12 protein-coding genes and 1 riboswitch are annotated in these 16,325 nt (G+C 40.5%); of the genes, 8 read left to right on the top strand and 4 right to left on the bottom strand.

Annotated elements, in window-relative coordinates:
- Positions 1 to 36 precede the first annotated feature (36 nt).
- The 3 genes from BMX30_RS00695 to BMX30_RS00685 form a co-directional block, all read right to left on the bottom strand.
- Positions 37 to 2,619, bottom strand: a complete 2,583-nt coding sequence (locus tag BMX30_RS00695; RefSeq protein WP_090740206.1) for a DEAD/DEAH box helicase — start codon at positions 2,617 to 2,619, stop codon at positions 37 to 39.
- Positions 2,620 to 2,696: 77 nt separating this feature from the next.
- Positions 2,697 to 2,984, bottom strand: coding sequence for a YxcD family protein (locus BMX30_RS00690; RefSeq protein ID WP_090740204.1), 288 nt, complete (start codon positions 2,982 to 2,984; stop codon positions 2,697 to 2,699).
- Positions 2,972 to 3,397 carry a hypothetical protein gene (locus BMX30_RS00685; protein WP_090740202.1) on the bottom strand — a complete coding sequence of 142 codons (426 nt, stop codon included), beginning with the start codon at positions 3,395 to 3,397 and terminating at the stop codon, positions 2,972 to 2,974. Before BMX30_RS00685 ends, BMX30_RS00690 begins: the two co-directional genes overlap by 13 nt.
- A gap of 433 nt (positions 3,398 to 3,830) precedes the next feature.
- Between BMX30_RS00685 and qoxA the strand changes: the two genes are divergently transcribed.
- The 4 genes from qoxA to qoxD all read left to right on the top strand — a co-directional run bounded on the left by qoxA (position 3,831) and on the right by qoxD (position 7,630).
- Positions 3,831 to 4,730 carry a cytochrome aa3 quinol oxidase subunit II gene (gene qoxA, locus BMX30_RS00680; RefSeq protein WP_090740201.1) on the top strand — a complete coding sequence of 300 codons (900 nt, stop codon included), beginning with the start codon at positions 3,831 to 3,833 and terminating at the stop codon, positions 4,728 to 4,730.
- A 74-nt stretch (positions 4,731 to 4,804) separates the two neighbouring features.
- On the top strand, positions 4,805 to 6,751 hold the full coding sequence (qoxB, locus tag BMX30_RS00675) for a cytochrome aa3 quinol oxidase subunit I (RefSeq protein WP_090740199.1): 1,947 nt from the start codon (positions 4,805 to 4,807) through the stop codon (positions 6,749 to 6,751).
- The gene (qoxC, locus tag BMX30_RS00670) at positions 6,751 to 7,347 is read left to right on the top strand and encodes a cytochrome aa3 quinol oxidase subunit III (RefSeq protein ID WP_090740197.1); all 597 of its coding nucleotides are present in this window, start codon (positions 6,751 to 6,753) and stop codon (positions 7,345 to 7,347) included. Before qoxB ends, qoxC begins: the two co-directional genes overlap by 1 nt.
- Before the next feature lies 1 nt (position 7,348).
- The gene (gene qoxD, locus BMX30_RS00665) at positions 7,349 to 7,630 is read left to right on the top strand and encodes a cytochrome aa3 quinol oxidase subunit IV (protein WP_090740195.1); all 282 of its coding nucleotides are present in this window, start codon (positions 7,349 to 7,351) and stop codon (positions 7,628 to 7,630) included.
- Positions 7,631 to 7,768: 138 nt separating this feature from the next.
- On the opposite strand, the gene BMX30_RS00660 is transcribed toward qoxD, so the two are convergent.
- Positions 7,769 to 8,038, bottom strand: a complete 270-nt coding sequence (locus BMX30_RS00660) for a hypothetical protein (RefSeq protein WP_090740193.1) — start codon at positions 8,036 to 8,038, stop codon at positions 7,769 to 7,771.
- A gap of 271 nt (positions 8,039 to 8,309) precedes the next feature.
- A riboswitch (SAM riboswitch) is annotated at positions 8,310 to 8,420 on the top strand.
- A gap of 281 nt (positions 8,421 to 8,701) precedes the next feature.
- On the opposite strand from BMX30_RS00660, the gene BMX30_RS00655 reads away from it, so the two are divergent.
- From BMX30_RS00655 to metH, 4 genes are read left to right on the top strand one after another with little or no spacing between them, the layout of a single operon-like run.
- Positions 8,702 to 9,814, top strand: coding sequence for a methionine biosynthesis PLP-dependent protein (locus BMX30_RS00655; RefSeq protein ID WP_090740191.1), 1,113 nt, complete (start codon positions 8,702 to 8,704; stop codon positions 9,812 to 9,814).
- The gene (metC, locus tag BMX30_RS00650) at positions 9,814 to 10,992 is read left to right on the top strand and encodes a cystathionine beta-lyase (protein ID WP_090740189.1); all 1,179 of its coding nucleotides are present in this window, start codon (positions 9,814 to 9,816) and stop codon (positions 10,990 to 10,992) included. Before BMX30_RS00655 ends, metC begins: the two co-directional genes overlap by 1 nt.
- A 5-nt stretch (positions 10,993 to 10,997) precedes the next feature.
- The gene (locus BMX30_RS00645) at positions 10,998 to 12,848 is read left to right on the top strand and encodes a bifunctional homocysteine S-methyltransferase/methylenetetrahydrofolate reductase (protein WP_090740187.1); all 1,851 of its coding nucleotides are present in this window, start codon (positions 10,998 to 11,000) and stop codon (positions 12,846 to 12,848) included.
- The gene (metH, locus tag BMX30_RS00640) at positions 12,841 to 16,296 is read left to right on the top strand and encodes a methionine synthase (RefSeq protein WP_090740185.1); all 3,456 of its coding nucleotides are present in this window, start codon (positions 12,841 to 12,843) and stop codon (positions 16,294 to 16,296) included. The genes BMX30_RS00645 and metH overlap by 8 nt, the downstream gene beginning before the upstream one ends.
- Positions 16,297 to 16,325: the final 29 nt, after the last annotated feature.

Raw genomic sequence — 16,325 nt, 5'->3', positions numbered from 1 at the left:
GTTCATATAGGAATATGCTTAATGTCGTATAGGACGTTACGCACGTCGCCTTCGACCACGATTTTCTCGTCTGAATTTGCCGTGGAAGCAAGGGTCACAAATAGGGAAAGATGAATCTTCCGGAAGCGGTTTCCCACATCGTTTGCATTTTTTGCGGAAATTTTCTACTTCGTCTCGTAACGAATCATGCACCTCGTCACTGATTTCCGTGCGTACTCTTTCCCAGTAAACGGCCTCAGTCCGTCTTCCCATTCGATATAAAAATAACAGGTGGAGCCCAATGGCTTTATAGGATAATTCAAAATCCTCTAGTCCTTTTCGTTTTATAATCGGCTCGGGAATTTCAGTCTCATCTGTAATCGCCATCATTGTATCCAACCATTGCCGCACCAATCCGGGTTCTTTTTTTGAAAATGGCAAATGAAGAAAACCGTATAAATCCATCATTGAAAATCTCGCTTCAATCGGCGTTCCCCGGATCAGTTCATATAAGTCCTGTTCCTCTGTAAGTGAAGCTTTCTTCGTTCCCTTAGGCGAGTTGAATTTTTCCCAAAGCTCAAAAAAGGTCCCTAAATCTCGGTAATAATGCTGAAAACGTTCAAATACGGTAGATGTTGGTGCAATCGCAAATGTCTCTACAGGATTATCCATTTGTTCTAATAGTCTGTTCATATGTTTTATATCAGCGGTAAATGCCACCTTACCGATGTCATAAATCCCTTTCCGCCCAGCTCGTCCTGCGATTTGCTTGACCTCCTGAGATGTAAGCCTTCTTCGTCTTGTGCCATCAAATTTTTCGGTCTCAAGAAACACAATTCGCCGGATTGGTAAGTTTAAGCCCATACCAATTGCGTCTGTCGCGACAACTACCTTTGTTTGTCCAGAATTAAATAACTCGATCTGCTTTTTCCTTGTTTCTGGAGGCATACTTCCGTAAATCATGCTCACGGAATGACCACTACGCTTTAATTTGGCAGCTGTTTCTAACACTCTTTTACGTGAAAAGCATATGAGTGCATCGCCTTTTTTCGTGTGTTTTAGTTCAAACTCTTTATTCTCCACCTCAAGTGGAGTGTCCCGAGAATATTCATGAATCTCAAGCTCGACACCTTCCAAAAGATTAAAAAGCATATCTTTAATATTCCAGCTGCCAATAATATGTACTTCTCTTGCATTGGCCTTTGTTATTGCCCGATACCATGAAAATCCTCGATCTTTATCAGCCAGCATTTGCGCTTCATCAATGACAACCACTTCATAGAAATCCTTTTCGTGAAACATTTCCACCGTGCTCGAAATATGAGTTGCTCCTTCAACTAACTTCTCTTCTTCTCCTGTCTTCAATGAACAAAGTACACCTTCCCCATTTAGTTTATCGAAAACCTCAAGAGCTAAGAGTCTAAGTGGTGCTAGGTATAGTCCACTTTCCGCAGCTTTCATTTTTTTTAGGGCATGATGGGTTTTACCGGTGTTTGTCTCACCAATATGCAAGACATATCTCAAGTTCGAACCAACAGAGGGGATATATGCTTTACCAAAGATGTCATCCATAATTCGTTCTTCTTCTGCTTTTTTTCGCTCCAGTTCAGCTAATTCCTCTGCCTTTTTCCGTTCACGTTCAGCAACATCTGTTTCATAAATTTCACGATGTTTAGACTCGTCAAATGGAATGTCGACTAATTTTAATAGATCATCAAGGTACTCGATTTCAAGCTCCTGTATGATTTTTTCAGTGAGATCCAAACATTCATCATCAAACCATTCCACAATCCTAGCGCCAGAAAAGTTTTGTTGAAATAACTCTTTGTACTTGGCATTTAGGTTTTGAGGTAGATTATCTGTTACTTTTTTTGGGATTAACTTATACATATACTCCAAAATAGCTTGTTCATAAAAGTCATAGTAAGTTTCGTACTCAAAGGAACGTTGGCCCCAATCATATGAAGCTTGAACTCCACCCGTTAATTCATTAAAAAAATCTGCTGCTGTCCGGTAATCATCTTGATTAAATTTACCATCAACCACTAATTTCTCTTCAAGCCTAAAAGGTTCAACATACTTGTATTTTGGATTCTTTTGTAAATCACGACTCACCTGTTTGGCAGCATAGTAACGAACATAAAGGTAAAAGAGCACAAAGTTTTTCTCTAAATAGTTTTCAAACCACTTTTGGAACTCAAAAACAAAGGCGTTTTGCTCTTTTTCTACTTCAGCTTTTGCTTGTCTAGCCAGGTATGCTTCTTGGGCTCTGTATGCTTTTTTCTCCCAGCCTTCACGATCTTCAGCAAACTTGCTATCAAGCCATTGGATGGCATTAAAACTTTTCTCATTCCTTATTTCATCCCGAAACAACTTATTGATGATTTTTTTATCTACCCCTTCGGTTTCATATCCTTTATTTTTCAAGAATTGCTTTTTTTCCTTCTTAGGAACATCATTGGATGCTTTATTGATCCATACATTTATCCAAATTTGCTCAATAAACTGTCTTCGTTCTTCAATGTATTCCATATAAGAAGGGATCGTTTCATTCTTCTCTAAATAATTATCGACATCCTCGATAAGTTTTTGCTTTGTCTGCTCAATGGCGGCAGGGTATATATCTTCCAATTTTGTCATTTGTTTGTCCCCTTTCTCCGTCCGTTTTTATTATTATATGTAAAAAAACCTGTCCAATTATAGACAGGCGAAGATTATTATCTAATTATAGCGATGATACCTTCCTCATCATCAAGAACAAGTTCAATTCCTGAAAAAGGATCCCTCCCTAAAACCTGGTCTAACCACATTCGAAGAGCCTCAATCATATTTTGCTTTACAAGAATTTGTTTTCGTCCCTGGACAAAGGTTTCTGCAGAAAATCCATAATCATCATCGAACATCAAATCTACTTCTACTTCTTCTGGTGGGACTTGCTTTTTATCAGCGACATATAAACAAATAGCATTAACAACATCCTGCTCGTTTATGGTTAACGGCGCCACGGGTCATTTTCCTCGCGTTTCTTTTTGAATGCGGTAATTAAACGGCTAATCAGCATGAAAACAAGCAAGATCCCAATAATATTAATAGCCATTCCGAGGATTGGGCCTAAACCACCCATTCCTGCCAATAATCCACCAAATAACAAACCAGCAAGACCACCGTACATAATGCCACGCATTAAGCCGCCATTATTATTTCTTGTTGTCGTTGCATTGTTTCTATTATTGACTGTGTTGTTTTGGCGATTAACATTATTTTGATTCTGGCTCGGTGCTGGTTTAAAACCTTTAGAACCAGATCTGTATTTTTTCGCACTTACCTCTGTTTGCTGAAGGTCTTGCACAACAACATTTCCAATTGGTGAAAAAATAATCGTTAATGCTACAAATGCTGCCATAATTTTTTTTCCCATTTTCATCCTCCTGATTTTTGCTCTCACATAGAAGTTATACGAACGAACATGTGAAGAGGTTTCATTTATTTTATATATTTTAATAAAAACACAATTGCAATCAAATTCATATTGGTTTCTTCCTATTATATAGTGTTTTATATATTTTGTCCCATACCCCTTATTTTGTCCTTTTGACTATAGTTCTATCAAAACTGTTTTTTATTTGGGATAAAATGTTTTCACTAATTGGTCACAATTAGGTCAATAATTACGAATGACTTCTATGTTAAAATCATTCTAAACGGGAGATTGTGTGATGTAAATCACACTTTCCCACAACTTACCTTGATATTAACATAAAAAAATAAACGTTTTGTGAAGAAGTTAACATGTTATTGTGCTATAATAATCAAGGTTTTGTTGTTTTGTAAATTATGAAAGGGGAACTTTTATGAAATTGAAATGGGCGTTACTCTCAGTAATCATGACATTAACTGCAGTTTTGGCTGGTTGCGAACCATTAATGGTCCTTGACCCAAAAGGCCCAATGGCTGAAAGATTAGCACACGATATAATGCTCTCTATTGGTATTATGTCCTTTATTGTCCTAGTTGTTTTTGCGATATTAATCTTTGTATTAATTAAGTACAGAGCCTCCAAACAGAGTCCAGATTATGAACCGCCACATATCGAGGGAAATCCCTGGGTTGAAGCTATCTGTGTTGGAATTCCAGTTCTTATCGTAGGATACCTATCCTTTGTATCTGTTCAAAGTAACTATATTGTTGAAGCAACCCCAAAAGGTTATGAAGATAAAGAACCTTTAGTTGTCTATGCATCATCTTCCAACTGGAAATGGCATTTTAGTTATCCAGAAGAAAATATTGAAACAGTTAACTATTTGTACATTCCGACCGACAGAGCCCTAGAATTTAAGCTTTATTCCTTTGGACCAATCACAAGTTTTTGGATTCCACAGCTAGGTGGTCAAAAGTATGCCATGAGTGACATGGTTACCACTTTACACTTAGCCGCTGACGTACCAGGTGAGTATATGGGCCGAAATGCGAACTTCAGTGGGAAAGGATTTGCAGAAAATACATTTGACGTTACCGCTATGTCCCCTAAAGAATTTGAAGAATGGGTTGAAGAAGTAAAGGATACAGCCTCTCCTATTACTGAAGAAAAATTCAATGAATTGCTAGAACCTGGACACCTTGGTCGAATGACCTTTACTGGAACACATTTAGACTTTAGCCCAGCTCCTGAAGGGCACAACCACGGTTCAACGGATTCATCTGACTCTAGCGAAGATACAAGTGAAGGACACTCTGAGCACAACGATCATTAAATTTAGATTATATAAGATTTATTAATTCCTAGTTTAATTGATATAAATCTTTTTCTCGAAAGGAGAACAAACGGATGGAATTCTTTGAACGGTTTGCGGTCCCACATCCAAGCCCTGCGATATACGCATCCATGGTTGCCATAGGATTGGTTATGATAGCGCTCGTTGTAGGTTTAACCTACTTTAAAAAATGGGGCTACTTATGGCGTGAATGGTTGACAACTGTTGACCACAAACGAATTGGTATTATGTATTTAATCTCAGCATTAATTATGCTTTTCCGCGGTGGTGTCGACGCGATTATGATGCGTGCTCAACTATCCGCCCCCGAAAATACATTGCTAGATTCACAGCATTATAATGAAATTTTTACAACACATGGAATTGTAATGATCATGTTTATGGCGATGCCGTTTATTTTCGCCTTAATGAACATCGTTATTCCATTACAAATTGGAGCACGTGACGTAGCGTTCCCAAGATTAAATGCACTGAGCTTCTGGTTATTCTTTATGGGAGCCATGTTATTTAATATCTCGTTCGTCATTGGTGGTTCACCGGATGCCGGCTGGACTTCGTATTTCCCACTTGCTGGAAATGAGTTCAGTACATCGGTAGGAACAAATTATTATATGATAGCCCTCCAGATTTCTGGGATCGGTTCCTTAATGACAGGTATTAATATGATTACCACAGTTCTTAGAATGAGAGCTCCTGGCATGACACTAATGAAAATGCCAATGTTTACATGGTCTTCATTTATCGCGAATGTCATTATCGTGTTTGCCTTCCCTGTCCTAACAGTAGCGTTAGCAATGGGAACAATGGATCGTTTATTTGGAACTCAGTTCTTTACAATGGAAAACGGCGGTATGGATATGCTTTGGGCCAACCTCTTCTGGGTTTGGGGACATCCTGAAGTTTATATTTTAATCTTACCAGCGTTTGGTATATACAGTGAGGTTATCTCGACATTCTCACGTCGTAACCTATACGGCTATAAATCCATGGTTGCTTCCATGGTTGTTATCTCACTAATGTCATTCCTGGTTTGGGCCCACCACTTCTTCACGATGGGTCAAGGTGCCTTAACAAACAGTATTTTCTCCATCACTACGATGGCAATTGCCGTTCCAACAGGAGTTAAGATCTTCAACTGGTTGTTAACAATGTGGAAAGGGAAAATTGAATTCACTACACCGATGCTTTATGCGGTTCTGTTTATTCCACTCTTTACACTTGGTGGAGTAACCGGAGTAATGCTTGCGATGTCTGCAGCTGACTACCAATATCATAATACGATGTTCTTAGTCGCTCACTTCCACAACGTAATCATTCCTGGTGTTGTATTTGCGATGCTTGCGGGTCTAACTTATTACTGGCCAAAACTGTTTGGTTTCATGCTGAACGAGAAAATTGGTAAATGGACAGCATGGTTATTATCCATTGGTTTCTTACTAGCATTTATGCCAATGTACATTACAGGTCTAGATGGTCAAGCACGTCGTATGTACACATACTCTGAAGCTACTGGATTTGGACCATTAAATATGGTTTCCTTCGTTGGGTCAGGTATTATGGCTATTGGTTTTGCGTTAATAGTCTATAACATCTATTACAGCACTCGTTACGCTTCAAGAGATATCAGTTCCGATCCATGGGATGCTCGTACTCTTGAGTGGGCAACACATAATCCGGTACCAGAATATAACTTTGCTGTCCTCCCAGAAGTTAAATCAAGTGAAGCTTTATGGGATGCAAAGAAAAAAGGTCATGTCCTCTTCAAAGGTAAATACGAAGAAATTCACATGCCGAATAACAGTGGTGCACCATTTTTAATGAGTGTCATCTTCTTCATCTGGGGATTTGCCCTAATCTTTAGCTTGTGGATTCCGGCAATCATAGCAACTCTCGGAATCTTTGCTTTTATGACTCATCGATCATTTGAACAAGATCATGGTCATCATATTTCTGTAAAAGAAATCGAAGAGACAGAAACGAAAATGCGAGGTGCTAAATAATGAAAATCGATCACTCGCTGCCACTTGAATATAGTACAGACCAGAATAAATTAAATATCTTAGGGTTTTGGATTTTTATTGGTGCAGAAATCATGCTTTTCGCCACTTTATTCGCTTCCTACTTCACATTAGTTGACCGTACAGGAAGCGGACCAAGTGGAGCAGAAATCTTTGAAATCACTCCAGTATTAATCGAAACACTGTTGCTCTTAACTAGTAGTTTCACAATTGGCTTAGGTGTACACGCCATGCGCCTAGGTAGAGTAAAGGCTATGCTTACCTTTTTCTCAGTGACCCTTATACTAGGGTTAGCCTTCTTGGGTGTTGAAATTTATGAATTTGTTCACTATGTTCATGTTGGTGCAGGGATTCAAACAAGTGCTTTCACTTCTATCCTTTTAACAACATTAGGAACACACGGAGCTCACGTAACGCTAGGTTTGTTCTGGGGATTGTATATTATCCTACAAGTCAAAAAGCGCGGCTTGACTCCACAAACAGCCAATAAATCATTCATTTTCTCTCTATACTGGCACTTCTTAGATGTAGTCTGGATTTTCATCTTCAGCTTCATCTACCTGAAAGGAATGATGTAAGATGAAAGAATTATTCCCTGCTAAACAGGTTATTGGATTTGCGTTTTCCTTACTTCTAACGGTCATTGCTTTAGCTGTTTATTTTCTGGATATGCCTTTTGCAGTCGGCATGACCATCCTTCTTGTCACTGCCTTTGTCCAGGCGGGTGTTCAGTTAAAAGTATTTATGCATGCCGGTGAAACGGAAGATAAGGCAGCCATTTATACTAACGTTTATTATGGCTTAATCATTGCTCTTGTGACCATCTTTGGAACCTTGTTGGCAATGGTTTGGGATATGTAATTACAATCTGACAGAAGGAGTGCCTTTATAGGTGCTCCTTCTTTTATTTCGCTCTTTGCTAAGACTTACTTTTATTAATAGAATAGAGCTGAAGTTTCGTTAAAATCGGCTTTCGGTTTAAACTTATGAAACCAGCCTTTATTTTAACTTGAAAGGAACTACGTTTTTGCTGTATTTAGCTGGCACTACAATGGTCCCCTTATCTGTATTCTCCAACATCTCTTCTGTTACTACAAAAAACACACCCATGATAAAGATAAAAATGGCTCCTACAGCAGCCCCTAATCCAAGTCCTGTAAGCATACTATTACTAATAAAGAAACCATACGAAAACATTAATACTCCAACAGAAAGGATACTCCCCCCCACAAACTTCACACAATTCAATAATTTGCTATAAGCTTCCATCCTGTTCATCTCCTTTGTAATGAATGCGCTTTCAAACCCTAAATTCAAGAATACTAATTAAGAAGCAATAAGTTGGTATTAAAACTCATCAATTGGATGATGTTTCTATTTTAACAAAAAAAATGAAAAATGACACAAAATGTTCACAAAAATATCAATCTTTTTTCACACTTTTTTCAAACTTATTCTTTCACTAGAATATTATACAAATTCCATTGACATTTACCGATTTACTGTAGTAAAGTTTAGAGAAAATTATAAATTAACCCGTTTCTTATCCAGAGAGGTTGAGGGTCTGGCCCTGTGATACCTCAGCAACCTTCAGCATTACTTGTTGAAAAGGTGCTAAGTCCAGCAAGTTGTTAAACTTGGCAGATGAGAAGAAGATTCGTACTGCAAAAACAAAGTCTTCTTCTTATAGAAGACTTTTTTTATTGTTTAGGAATCTATAAAAATCTAGGGTGTGGAAATTGTTTTTGTTCTCTACATCCAGCTCCAGCGCCTAGCCCCTCGGGTCATAAGCCAATCCGTCAAGAAGGTTAAAGTACAACCTTCTGGCCGGTTCGTCTTATGCCTTTCAGGGCTGATCAAGGCGCTTGCGCTTTTGTTTTTTTATCGAATCAAAGCATCTATTAGAAAGTACAAACATAGGGAGTGTTATTCATGGTAAAAATCAATACAAAACTTGCACAAATTGGTAATCGTAGTGAAACGGCTACTGGAACAGTCAACCCACCTATTTATCTATCAACAGCCTATCGCCATGAAGGCATCGGACAGTCAAGTGGTTATGATTATGTCCGAACTGGAAACCCAACTCGTGAAATTCTTGAAAAAGCGATTGCCGACTTAGAAGAAGGAGATCGTGGATTTGCCTGTAGCTCAGGAATGGGCGCTATTTTTACGATTATCTCCCTATTTCAATCTGGGGATGAGTGGATTGTATCAAAGGATTTATACGGAGGTACCTATCGTATTCTTGAACAAACCTTTAAAAAATGGGGATTAAACTCTCACTACGTTGATATGAGTGATTTGGATGAAGTAAGCTCTGCAATTACACCAAACACCAAAGCCATTTTTATTGAAACCCCAACAAATCCTTTGATGGAAACTGCGGACATCGAAGCGATTGCAAAGATTGCGAAAGAAAAAGGAATTCTTGTAATTGTTGATAACACATTCTATACCCCACTTATTCAAAAGCCACTTACTTTAGGTGCCGATATTGTCATTCACAGTGGTACTAAATATCTAGGCGGACATAATGATGTTTTAGCAGGCTTGATTGTTTCTAAGGGTGATAAATTAGGTGAAGCATTATTCCTTCACCACAACGGAGCTGGCGCTGTCCTTAGTCCCTTCGATTCTTGGTTGTTAATTCGTGGAATGAAAACATTATCTTTAAGAATGGAGCGTCATGAACGGAACGCTCAGGCTCTAGTGAATTACTTGAAAGAACATGATGCCGTAACCGATGTTCTATATTCAGGACGTGGCGGAATGCTTTCCTTCCGCGTTAAGGATGCAACTTGGGTAAATCCTTTTTTACAAAATCTTAATCTTATTACCTTTGCCGAAAGCTTAGGTGGTGTTGAAAGCTTTATCACGTACCCAACAACACAAACCCATGCAGACATTCCAAAGGAAGTTCGGGAAGCCAACGGTGTCGATGACTGCCTGCTTCGCTTCTCTGTTGGAATTGAAGATGTGGAAGATTTAATGAGCGATCTTGATCAAGCCTTTTCAAAAGCAGCAAAACAGGAGGAATTCTAATGACAAAAAACGATTTTACATTTGAAACCCAACTTCTACATAATAAACATAAATTTGACCCAACTACTGGAGGAGTCAGTGTCCCAGTACAATATGCATCTACTTTTCATCAACCGTCAGTGGATAGCTTTGGGAAATTTGATTATAGTCGAAGCCTGAATCCGACACGTGAAGCGCTAGAAGATATTATTGCCGACATGGAGGGCGGAACTCGTGGCTTTGCCTTTTCTTCAGGGATGGCCGCGATTTCTACTGCCTTCCTTCTGCTCTCTCAAGGAGACCATGTTGTCGTTACCGAGGATGTCTATGGTGGTACATTCCGGATGGTTACCCAGGTGCTCAGCCGCTTTGGCATTGAACATACCTTCGTTGATATGACGAATCTAGAAGAAGTAAGAGCTGCCATCCGTCCAAACACGAAGTTACTTTATATGGAAACTCCATCAAACCCATTAATGAAAGTAACTGATATTAAAGCTGTTTGTGAAATTGCTAAGGAGATCGGTGCGCTTACGTTTGTTGATAATACATTTATGACTCCTTACCTTCAACGACCACTCGAGCTTGGTGTCGACGTAGTCCTTCACAGTGCAACAAAGTTTTTAGGAGGACATAGTGATACCCTTTCCGGCCTAGCTGTAGTGAAGGATGAGGAGCTTGGCAAGAAACTTTATACATTACAAAATTCTTTTGGTGCTGTGTTAGGAGTTCAAGATGCTTGGTTAGTAATGAGAGGAATCAAGACCTTGTCAGTAAGAATGAAGCAATCCCAAGAAAGCGCGGAAAAGATTGCTGCGTTCCTTCAAGACCACCCTCTTGTTCAGAAGGTTCATTTCCCTGGCTTAGAGAACCATCCACAGTATGAGATTCATAGCCGACAAGCAAAGGGCCCTGGTGCTGTCCTCTCGTTTGAACTAGAGAATGAGTCATTGTTTAATGAATTTGTTAATAACGTGAAACTCCCAGTCTTTGCGGTCAGTCTTGGAGGAGTAGAATCTATTCTTTCCTACCCGACAAAAATGTCACATGCCGCTATGCCTGAAAGTGAGCGACTTAAGCGTGGAATTAGCAATACTCTTCTCCGCCTCTCAGTAGGATTAGAGTCCACAGAGGATATTATTAACGATTTCTCACAGGCACTTGATATTGCCTCTCGTAATTTAATTAAGGAAGGATGAATCCGATGAGTTTCCTGCAAAGGTTGAAGAATGAAATATTAATAGCAGATGGGGCGATAGGAACGCTTCTGCATTCCTATGGAACTGATAATTGCTTCGAAGAATTTAACCTCTCCCGTCCAGATGATATCGTTCGAATTCATCAAGCTTATATTGAAGCAGGAGCTGACGTCATCCAAACGAACACATATGCTGCGAACTATTTAAAACTTCAAAGGTATGGACTTGAAGATCAAGTAAAGGAGATTAATAGTTTAGGAGTGCGACATGCCCGAAAGGCAGCGTCAAATAAGGCATTTGTTTTGGGAACAATTGGGGGAAACCGCGGAATCAGACCAAACAACGTCTCACTAGAAGAAATAAAGAGAAGTTTCAGGGAGCAACTTTATTGTTTATTACTTGAGGGTGTTGATGGCATCCTTCTTGAAACCTATTATGATAAGGCTGAACTTGAAACAGTTTTAGCAATTGCCCGTAAAGAGACAGATTTGCCTCTGATTGCACAAGTAACTCTTCAAGAGCAAGGATTGCTGCAGGATCAAACAAGATTAAATGATGCATTCAAAAAGTTAGAATCCCTTGGTGCGGATGTGGTCGGGCTGAATTGCCGTCTAGGTCCTCACCATATGATTTCTTCTTTAGAAGAAGTCGAACTTCCGCAGAAAGCCTTTCTATCTGCTTATCCGAATGCCGGACTTCCCTCTTACACAGATGGGAAATTTCAATTTGAGAGCAGTGCGGATTATTTTCGACAATCGGCTCGAAGATTTCGTGAGCAAGGTGTCAGGCTTCTCGGAGGCTGTTGTGGAACGACACCAGAACATATTCGTGCCTTTGCAGCCGAGCTGAAGGGTTTAGCACCAATCTCAGAAAAAACAGTAGTTAAATATAAGGACAAGATTACAGTCCAATCACCGACAATCAATCGAGCTGAGCCAGCTCTACATGAGATTGTCAAAACCCGCCCGTCGGTCATCGTCGAGCTCGATCCACCACGAAAACTTGATACTACCAAATTTTTCGAAGGTGCTAGAGCGCTAAAAAAGGCCGGAATCGACGCAGTAACGCTGGCGGATAACTCCCTTGCCTCGCCGAGGGTATCCAATTCAGCTCTTGGTCACTTGGTTAAAGAACAGATTGGCTTACGGCCACTTGTCCATCTCACCTGTCGGGACCGGAATATCATTGGCCTACAATCCCATCTAATGGGACTTCATACTCTTGGTCTCCACGATATCCTGGCCATAACTGGTGACCCGGCTAAGGTTGGTGACTTTCCCGGTGCATCTTCTGTTTTCGACGTTGCTTCTTTTGAACTGATTGAGTTGATTAAACAGTTCAACAACGGTTTGTCTTTTTCTGGAAAAGATTTAGGGCAAAAAGGTGCATTTTCAATTGCTGCTGCCTTAAACCCTAATGTTCGTTCACTCGAAAAGGCTGTTGCTCGAATGGAAAAGAAAATTAAATGTGGCGCTGATTATTTTATCACCCAGCCTGTTTATTCAGAAAAACTTCTTTTAGACGTTTATGAACAAACCAAGCATTTAGACGCCCCTGTTTACATTGGTCTTATGCCATTAACAGGTAGTAGAAATGCTGAGTTCCTTCATAATGAAGTACCTGGAATCAAGATCTCTCAGAACATTCTAGATACCATGGCTAAATTAAAAGATAATCCAACTCAATCAAAACGGGAAGGCATTGCGATTACCAAATCACTTATCGAGACAGCCGCCGAACTATTCAATGGCATTTATTTAATTACCCCGTTTATGAATTATGAAATGACGGTTGAACTTGCCGAATATGCTCGAGAATACAGCAATCGTGTTTCAAGGAGGAAACAAAATGTCTAAAGCTTCAATTACCGAACAGTTGCAGAAGAAAATCCTCATTATGGATGGAGCAATGGGTACGATGCTTCAACAAGCAGATCTATCTGCCGCCGATTTCGGTGGAGAGGACTATGAAGGCTGCAATGAAAACCTAAACCTTACAGCGCCTTCGGTGATTGAGAACATCCACCGTGAATATTTTGAAGCTGGTGCTGACATTGTGGAAACAAACACCTTTGGCGCAACCAACCTAGTTCTTGATGATTATGACCTAGGTCATCGGGCTTATGAGATTAATAAGGTTGCTGCCGAGCTGGCAAAGAAAGTAGCACTGGAATTTTCTAAACCTGAATGGCCCCGCTTTGTAGCAGGAGCAATGGGTCCTACGACCAAAACGTTAAGTGTTACTGGTGGTGCCACCTTTGAAGAGTTAGCTATTGCCTATGAGGAACAGGCACTTGGTTTACTAGATGGTGGTGTCGACCTTCTCTTGCTTGAAACCAGTCAAGACTTATTGAATGTTAAAGCAGCCTTTATCGGACTCAAGCAAGCTTTTAAGAAAAGAGGATTTGAAATCCCATTAATGATTTCATCAACGATTGAACCGATGGGTACTACCCTCGCTGGCCAATCAATTGAAGCGTTTTATATTTCCATCGAGCATATGAACCCAATTGCCATTGGATTAAACTGTGCGACGGGACCAGAATTTATGCAGGAACACTTAAGGTCATTGGCTAACCTGGCTACCCCTGCTGTCAGCTGTTACCCGAATGCTGGTCTTCCCGACGAAGAAGGAATTTATCATGAGACTCCAGAAACATTGGCACAAAAATTGGCCGGTTTTGCACAGGAAGGATGGCTGAATATTGTCGGAGGGTGTTGCGGAACAACCCCTGCTCATATAAAAGCAATTGCTGAAACAATGAAGTCCTATCAACCACGCCAAAAAGAACCAGTTGCACAGCATATGGTTTCTGGTATAGAACCGTTTATATATGACGATCCGACCTTGAGACCGATCATGGTTGGAGAGCGCACGAATGTCATTGGCTCAAGAAAGTTTAAACGCTTGATTTCCGAGGGGAAAATTGAGGAGGCAGCAGAAATTGCGCGAGCACAAGTTAAGAATGGTGCCCATGTCATTGACCTCTGTCTTGCAGACCCTGATCGGGATGAACTTCAGGATATGGAACAATTTATTAAAGAAGTGGTTAAAAAAGTAAAAGTTCCCCTAGTCATTGATTCAACCGACATTGAAGTGATTGAAAAGGCTCTTCGCTATTCCCAAGGGAAAGCCATTATTAATTCCATCAACCTTGAGGATGGCGAGGAAAAATTTGAAGCGATGGCACACTTGATTCATCTATATGGCGCCGCTGTTGTTGTTGGAACGATTGATGAAAAAGGAATGGGTGTTTCGGCCCAGAGAAAGTTAGAAATCGCTAGACGCTCCTACCAACTTTTAGTAAATAAATATAACGTACCGCCGCAGGATCTCATTTTTGACCCATTAGTCTTCCCTGTTGGAACCGGTGACGAACAATATATCGGTTCAGCGAAAGCAACGGTAGATGGAATTAAAAAAATCAAGGAAGAATTCCCAGAGACGCAAGCCATCCTCGGGATTAGCAATGTTAGTTTCGGTCTTCCACCTGTTGGGAGAGAAGTTTTAAATTCAGTCTTCCTTTATCACTGCACACAGGCAGGTCTTGATTATGCGATTGTAAATACTGAGAAGCTTGAGCGATTTGCCTCTATCTCTAAAGAAGAAATAAAAATGGCTGAAGAACTCCTTTTTGACACAACGGATAAGACGCTTGCTACGTTTACCGAGTTTTATCGTGGAAAGAAAAAAGAAGCTAAAAGTTCGATTCCGGATATGACGCTTGAAGAACGTCTTGGATACTATGTTGTTGAAGGCACGAAAGAAGGACTCATTCCAGACTTAGACATCGCATTGAATAGCTACCCTGCCCCACTTGATATTATTAACGGTCCTTTAATGGATGGGATGAAAGAAGTGGGCCGGCTATTCAACGATAATCAGTTGATTGTTGCAGAAGTTTTGCAAAGCGCTGAAGTAATGAAAGCAGCTGTCGCTCATCTTGAACCACATATGTCGAAAAACGACAGCTCTTCTACAAAAGGGAAAGTCATTCTCGCTACGGTGAAAGGCGATGTTCATGATATTGGGAAAAACCTCGTCGATATCATCTTAAGCAATAATGGTTATGAGGTCATCGATTTAGGAATCAAGGTTACCCCTAACCTCTTAATTGAGGCAATCAAAAAGGAAAAACCAACGATCGTAGGATTATCTGGACTGCTTGTTAAGTCAGCGCAGCAGATGGTCTTAACTGCGAATGATATGAAGCAAGCTGGGATTGATGTACCAATACTCGTTGGTGGTGCCGCTCTCACAAGAAAGTTTACGGATACGAAAATTGCCGCCCAATACGATGGACTTGTTTTATATGCAAAAGATGCGATGAACGGTTTATCGTTAGCGAATCAACTTGGCGATCCTACTGAACTAGAAAAAATCGTCACCGAAAAACAAACAAAAGCACAAGAGTTAGCCCAGCGAGCACCGATTATGAGTCCATCCGGAGCGGCGACAGCGGTTCTAACTCGCCAGAAGACAATCCGTACGGCGCCAGTGTATAAACCACAGGACTTAAGAAGACACCTATTAAAATCCTATACACTCGCGCATATTGAGCCTTATATCAATAAACAGATGTTGATTGGCCATCATCTTGGTGTGAAAGGGAAAATTGAGAACCTCCTTGCTGAGGGCGATGAGAAGGCCGTTATGGTCAATGATGTGGTTGAGTCGTTGATCGCTGAATCCACGGCCAATAACTGGATAACACCAAGAGCCATGTACCAGTTCTTTCCTGCACAAGCAGATGGAAACAAGATTCATATCTATGAATCGGAAAACTCAGAGAAGATAATTGAAACCTTTGAGTTCCCTCGCCAAGAAGTGGACCCGGGACTTTGCCTCGCAGACTTTTTACGGCCTGTCGGTGATTCTGAAATGGACTATGTCGGATTCTTCGCTGTGACTGCCGGGAAAGGGATTCGTCAGGTCGCCGAGAGGTTGAAAAATGAAGGGCGATTCCTTGAGAGTCATGCATTACAAGCACTAGCATTGGAAACGGCTGAAGGATATGCCGAATTGATTCATCGTCAGATGCGTGACCGCTGGGGCTTCCCTGACCCAACAAGCATGTCGATGAAAGACCGGTTCGCAGCAAAATATCAGGGCCAAAGATTCTCCTTCGGCTACCCTGCCTGCCCGGAGCTTGATGACCAGAAGAAATTGTTTAAATTAATCCAACCTGAAGATATTGGGATCAATTTAACGGACGGCTGCATGATGGAGCCTGAAGCTTCCGTCACAGCCCTCGTTTTCTCCCATCCGGAAGCAAGGTATTTTAACGTTTTGCGCAATGGCTAATGTGAAACATAATAAAAAAGGACCAAATC

Origin of the sequence: Mesobacillus persicus (assembly GCF_900109925.1) — a bacterium.
Taxonomy (GTDB): domain Bacteria; phylum Bacillota; class Bacilli; order Bacillales; family Cytobacillaceae; genus Mesobacillus_B; species Mesobacillus_B persicus.
This window is presented reverse-complemented; position numbering and strand designations above follow the sequence as displayed.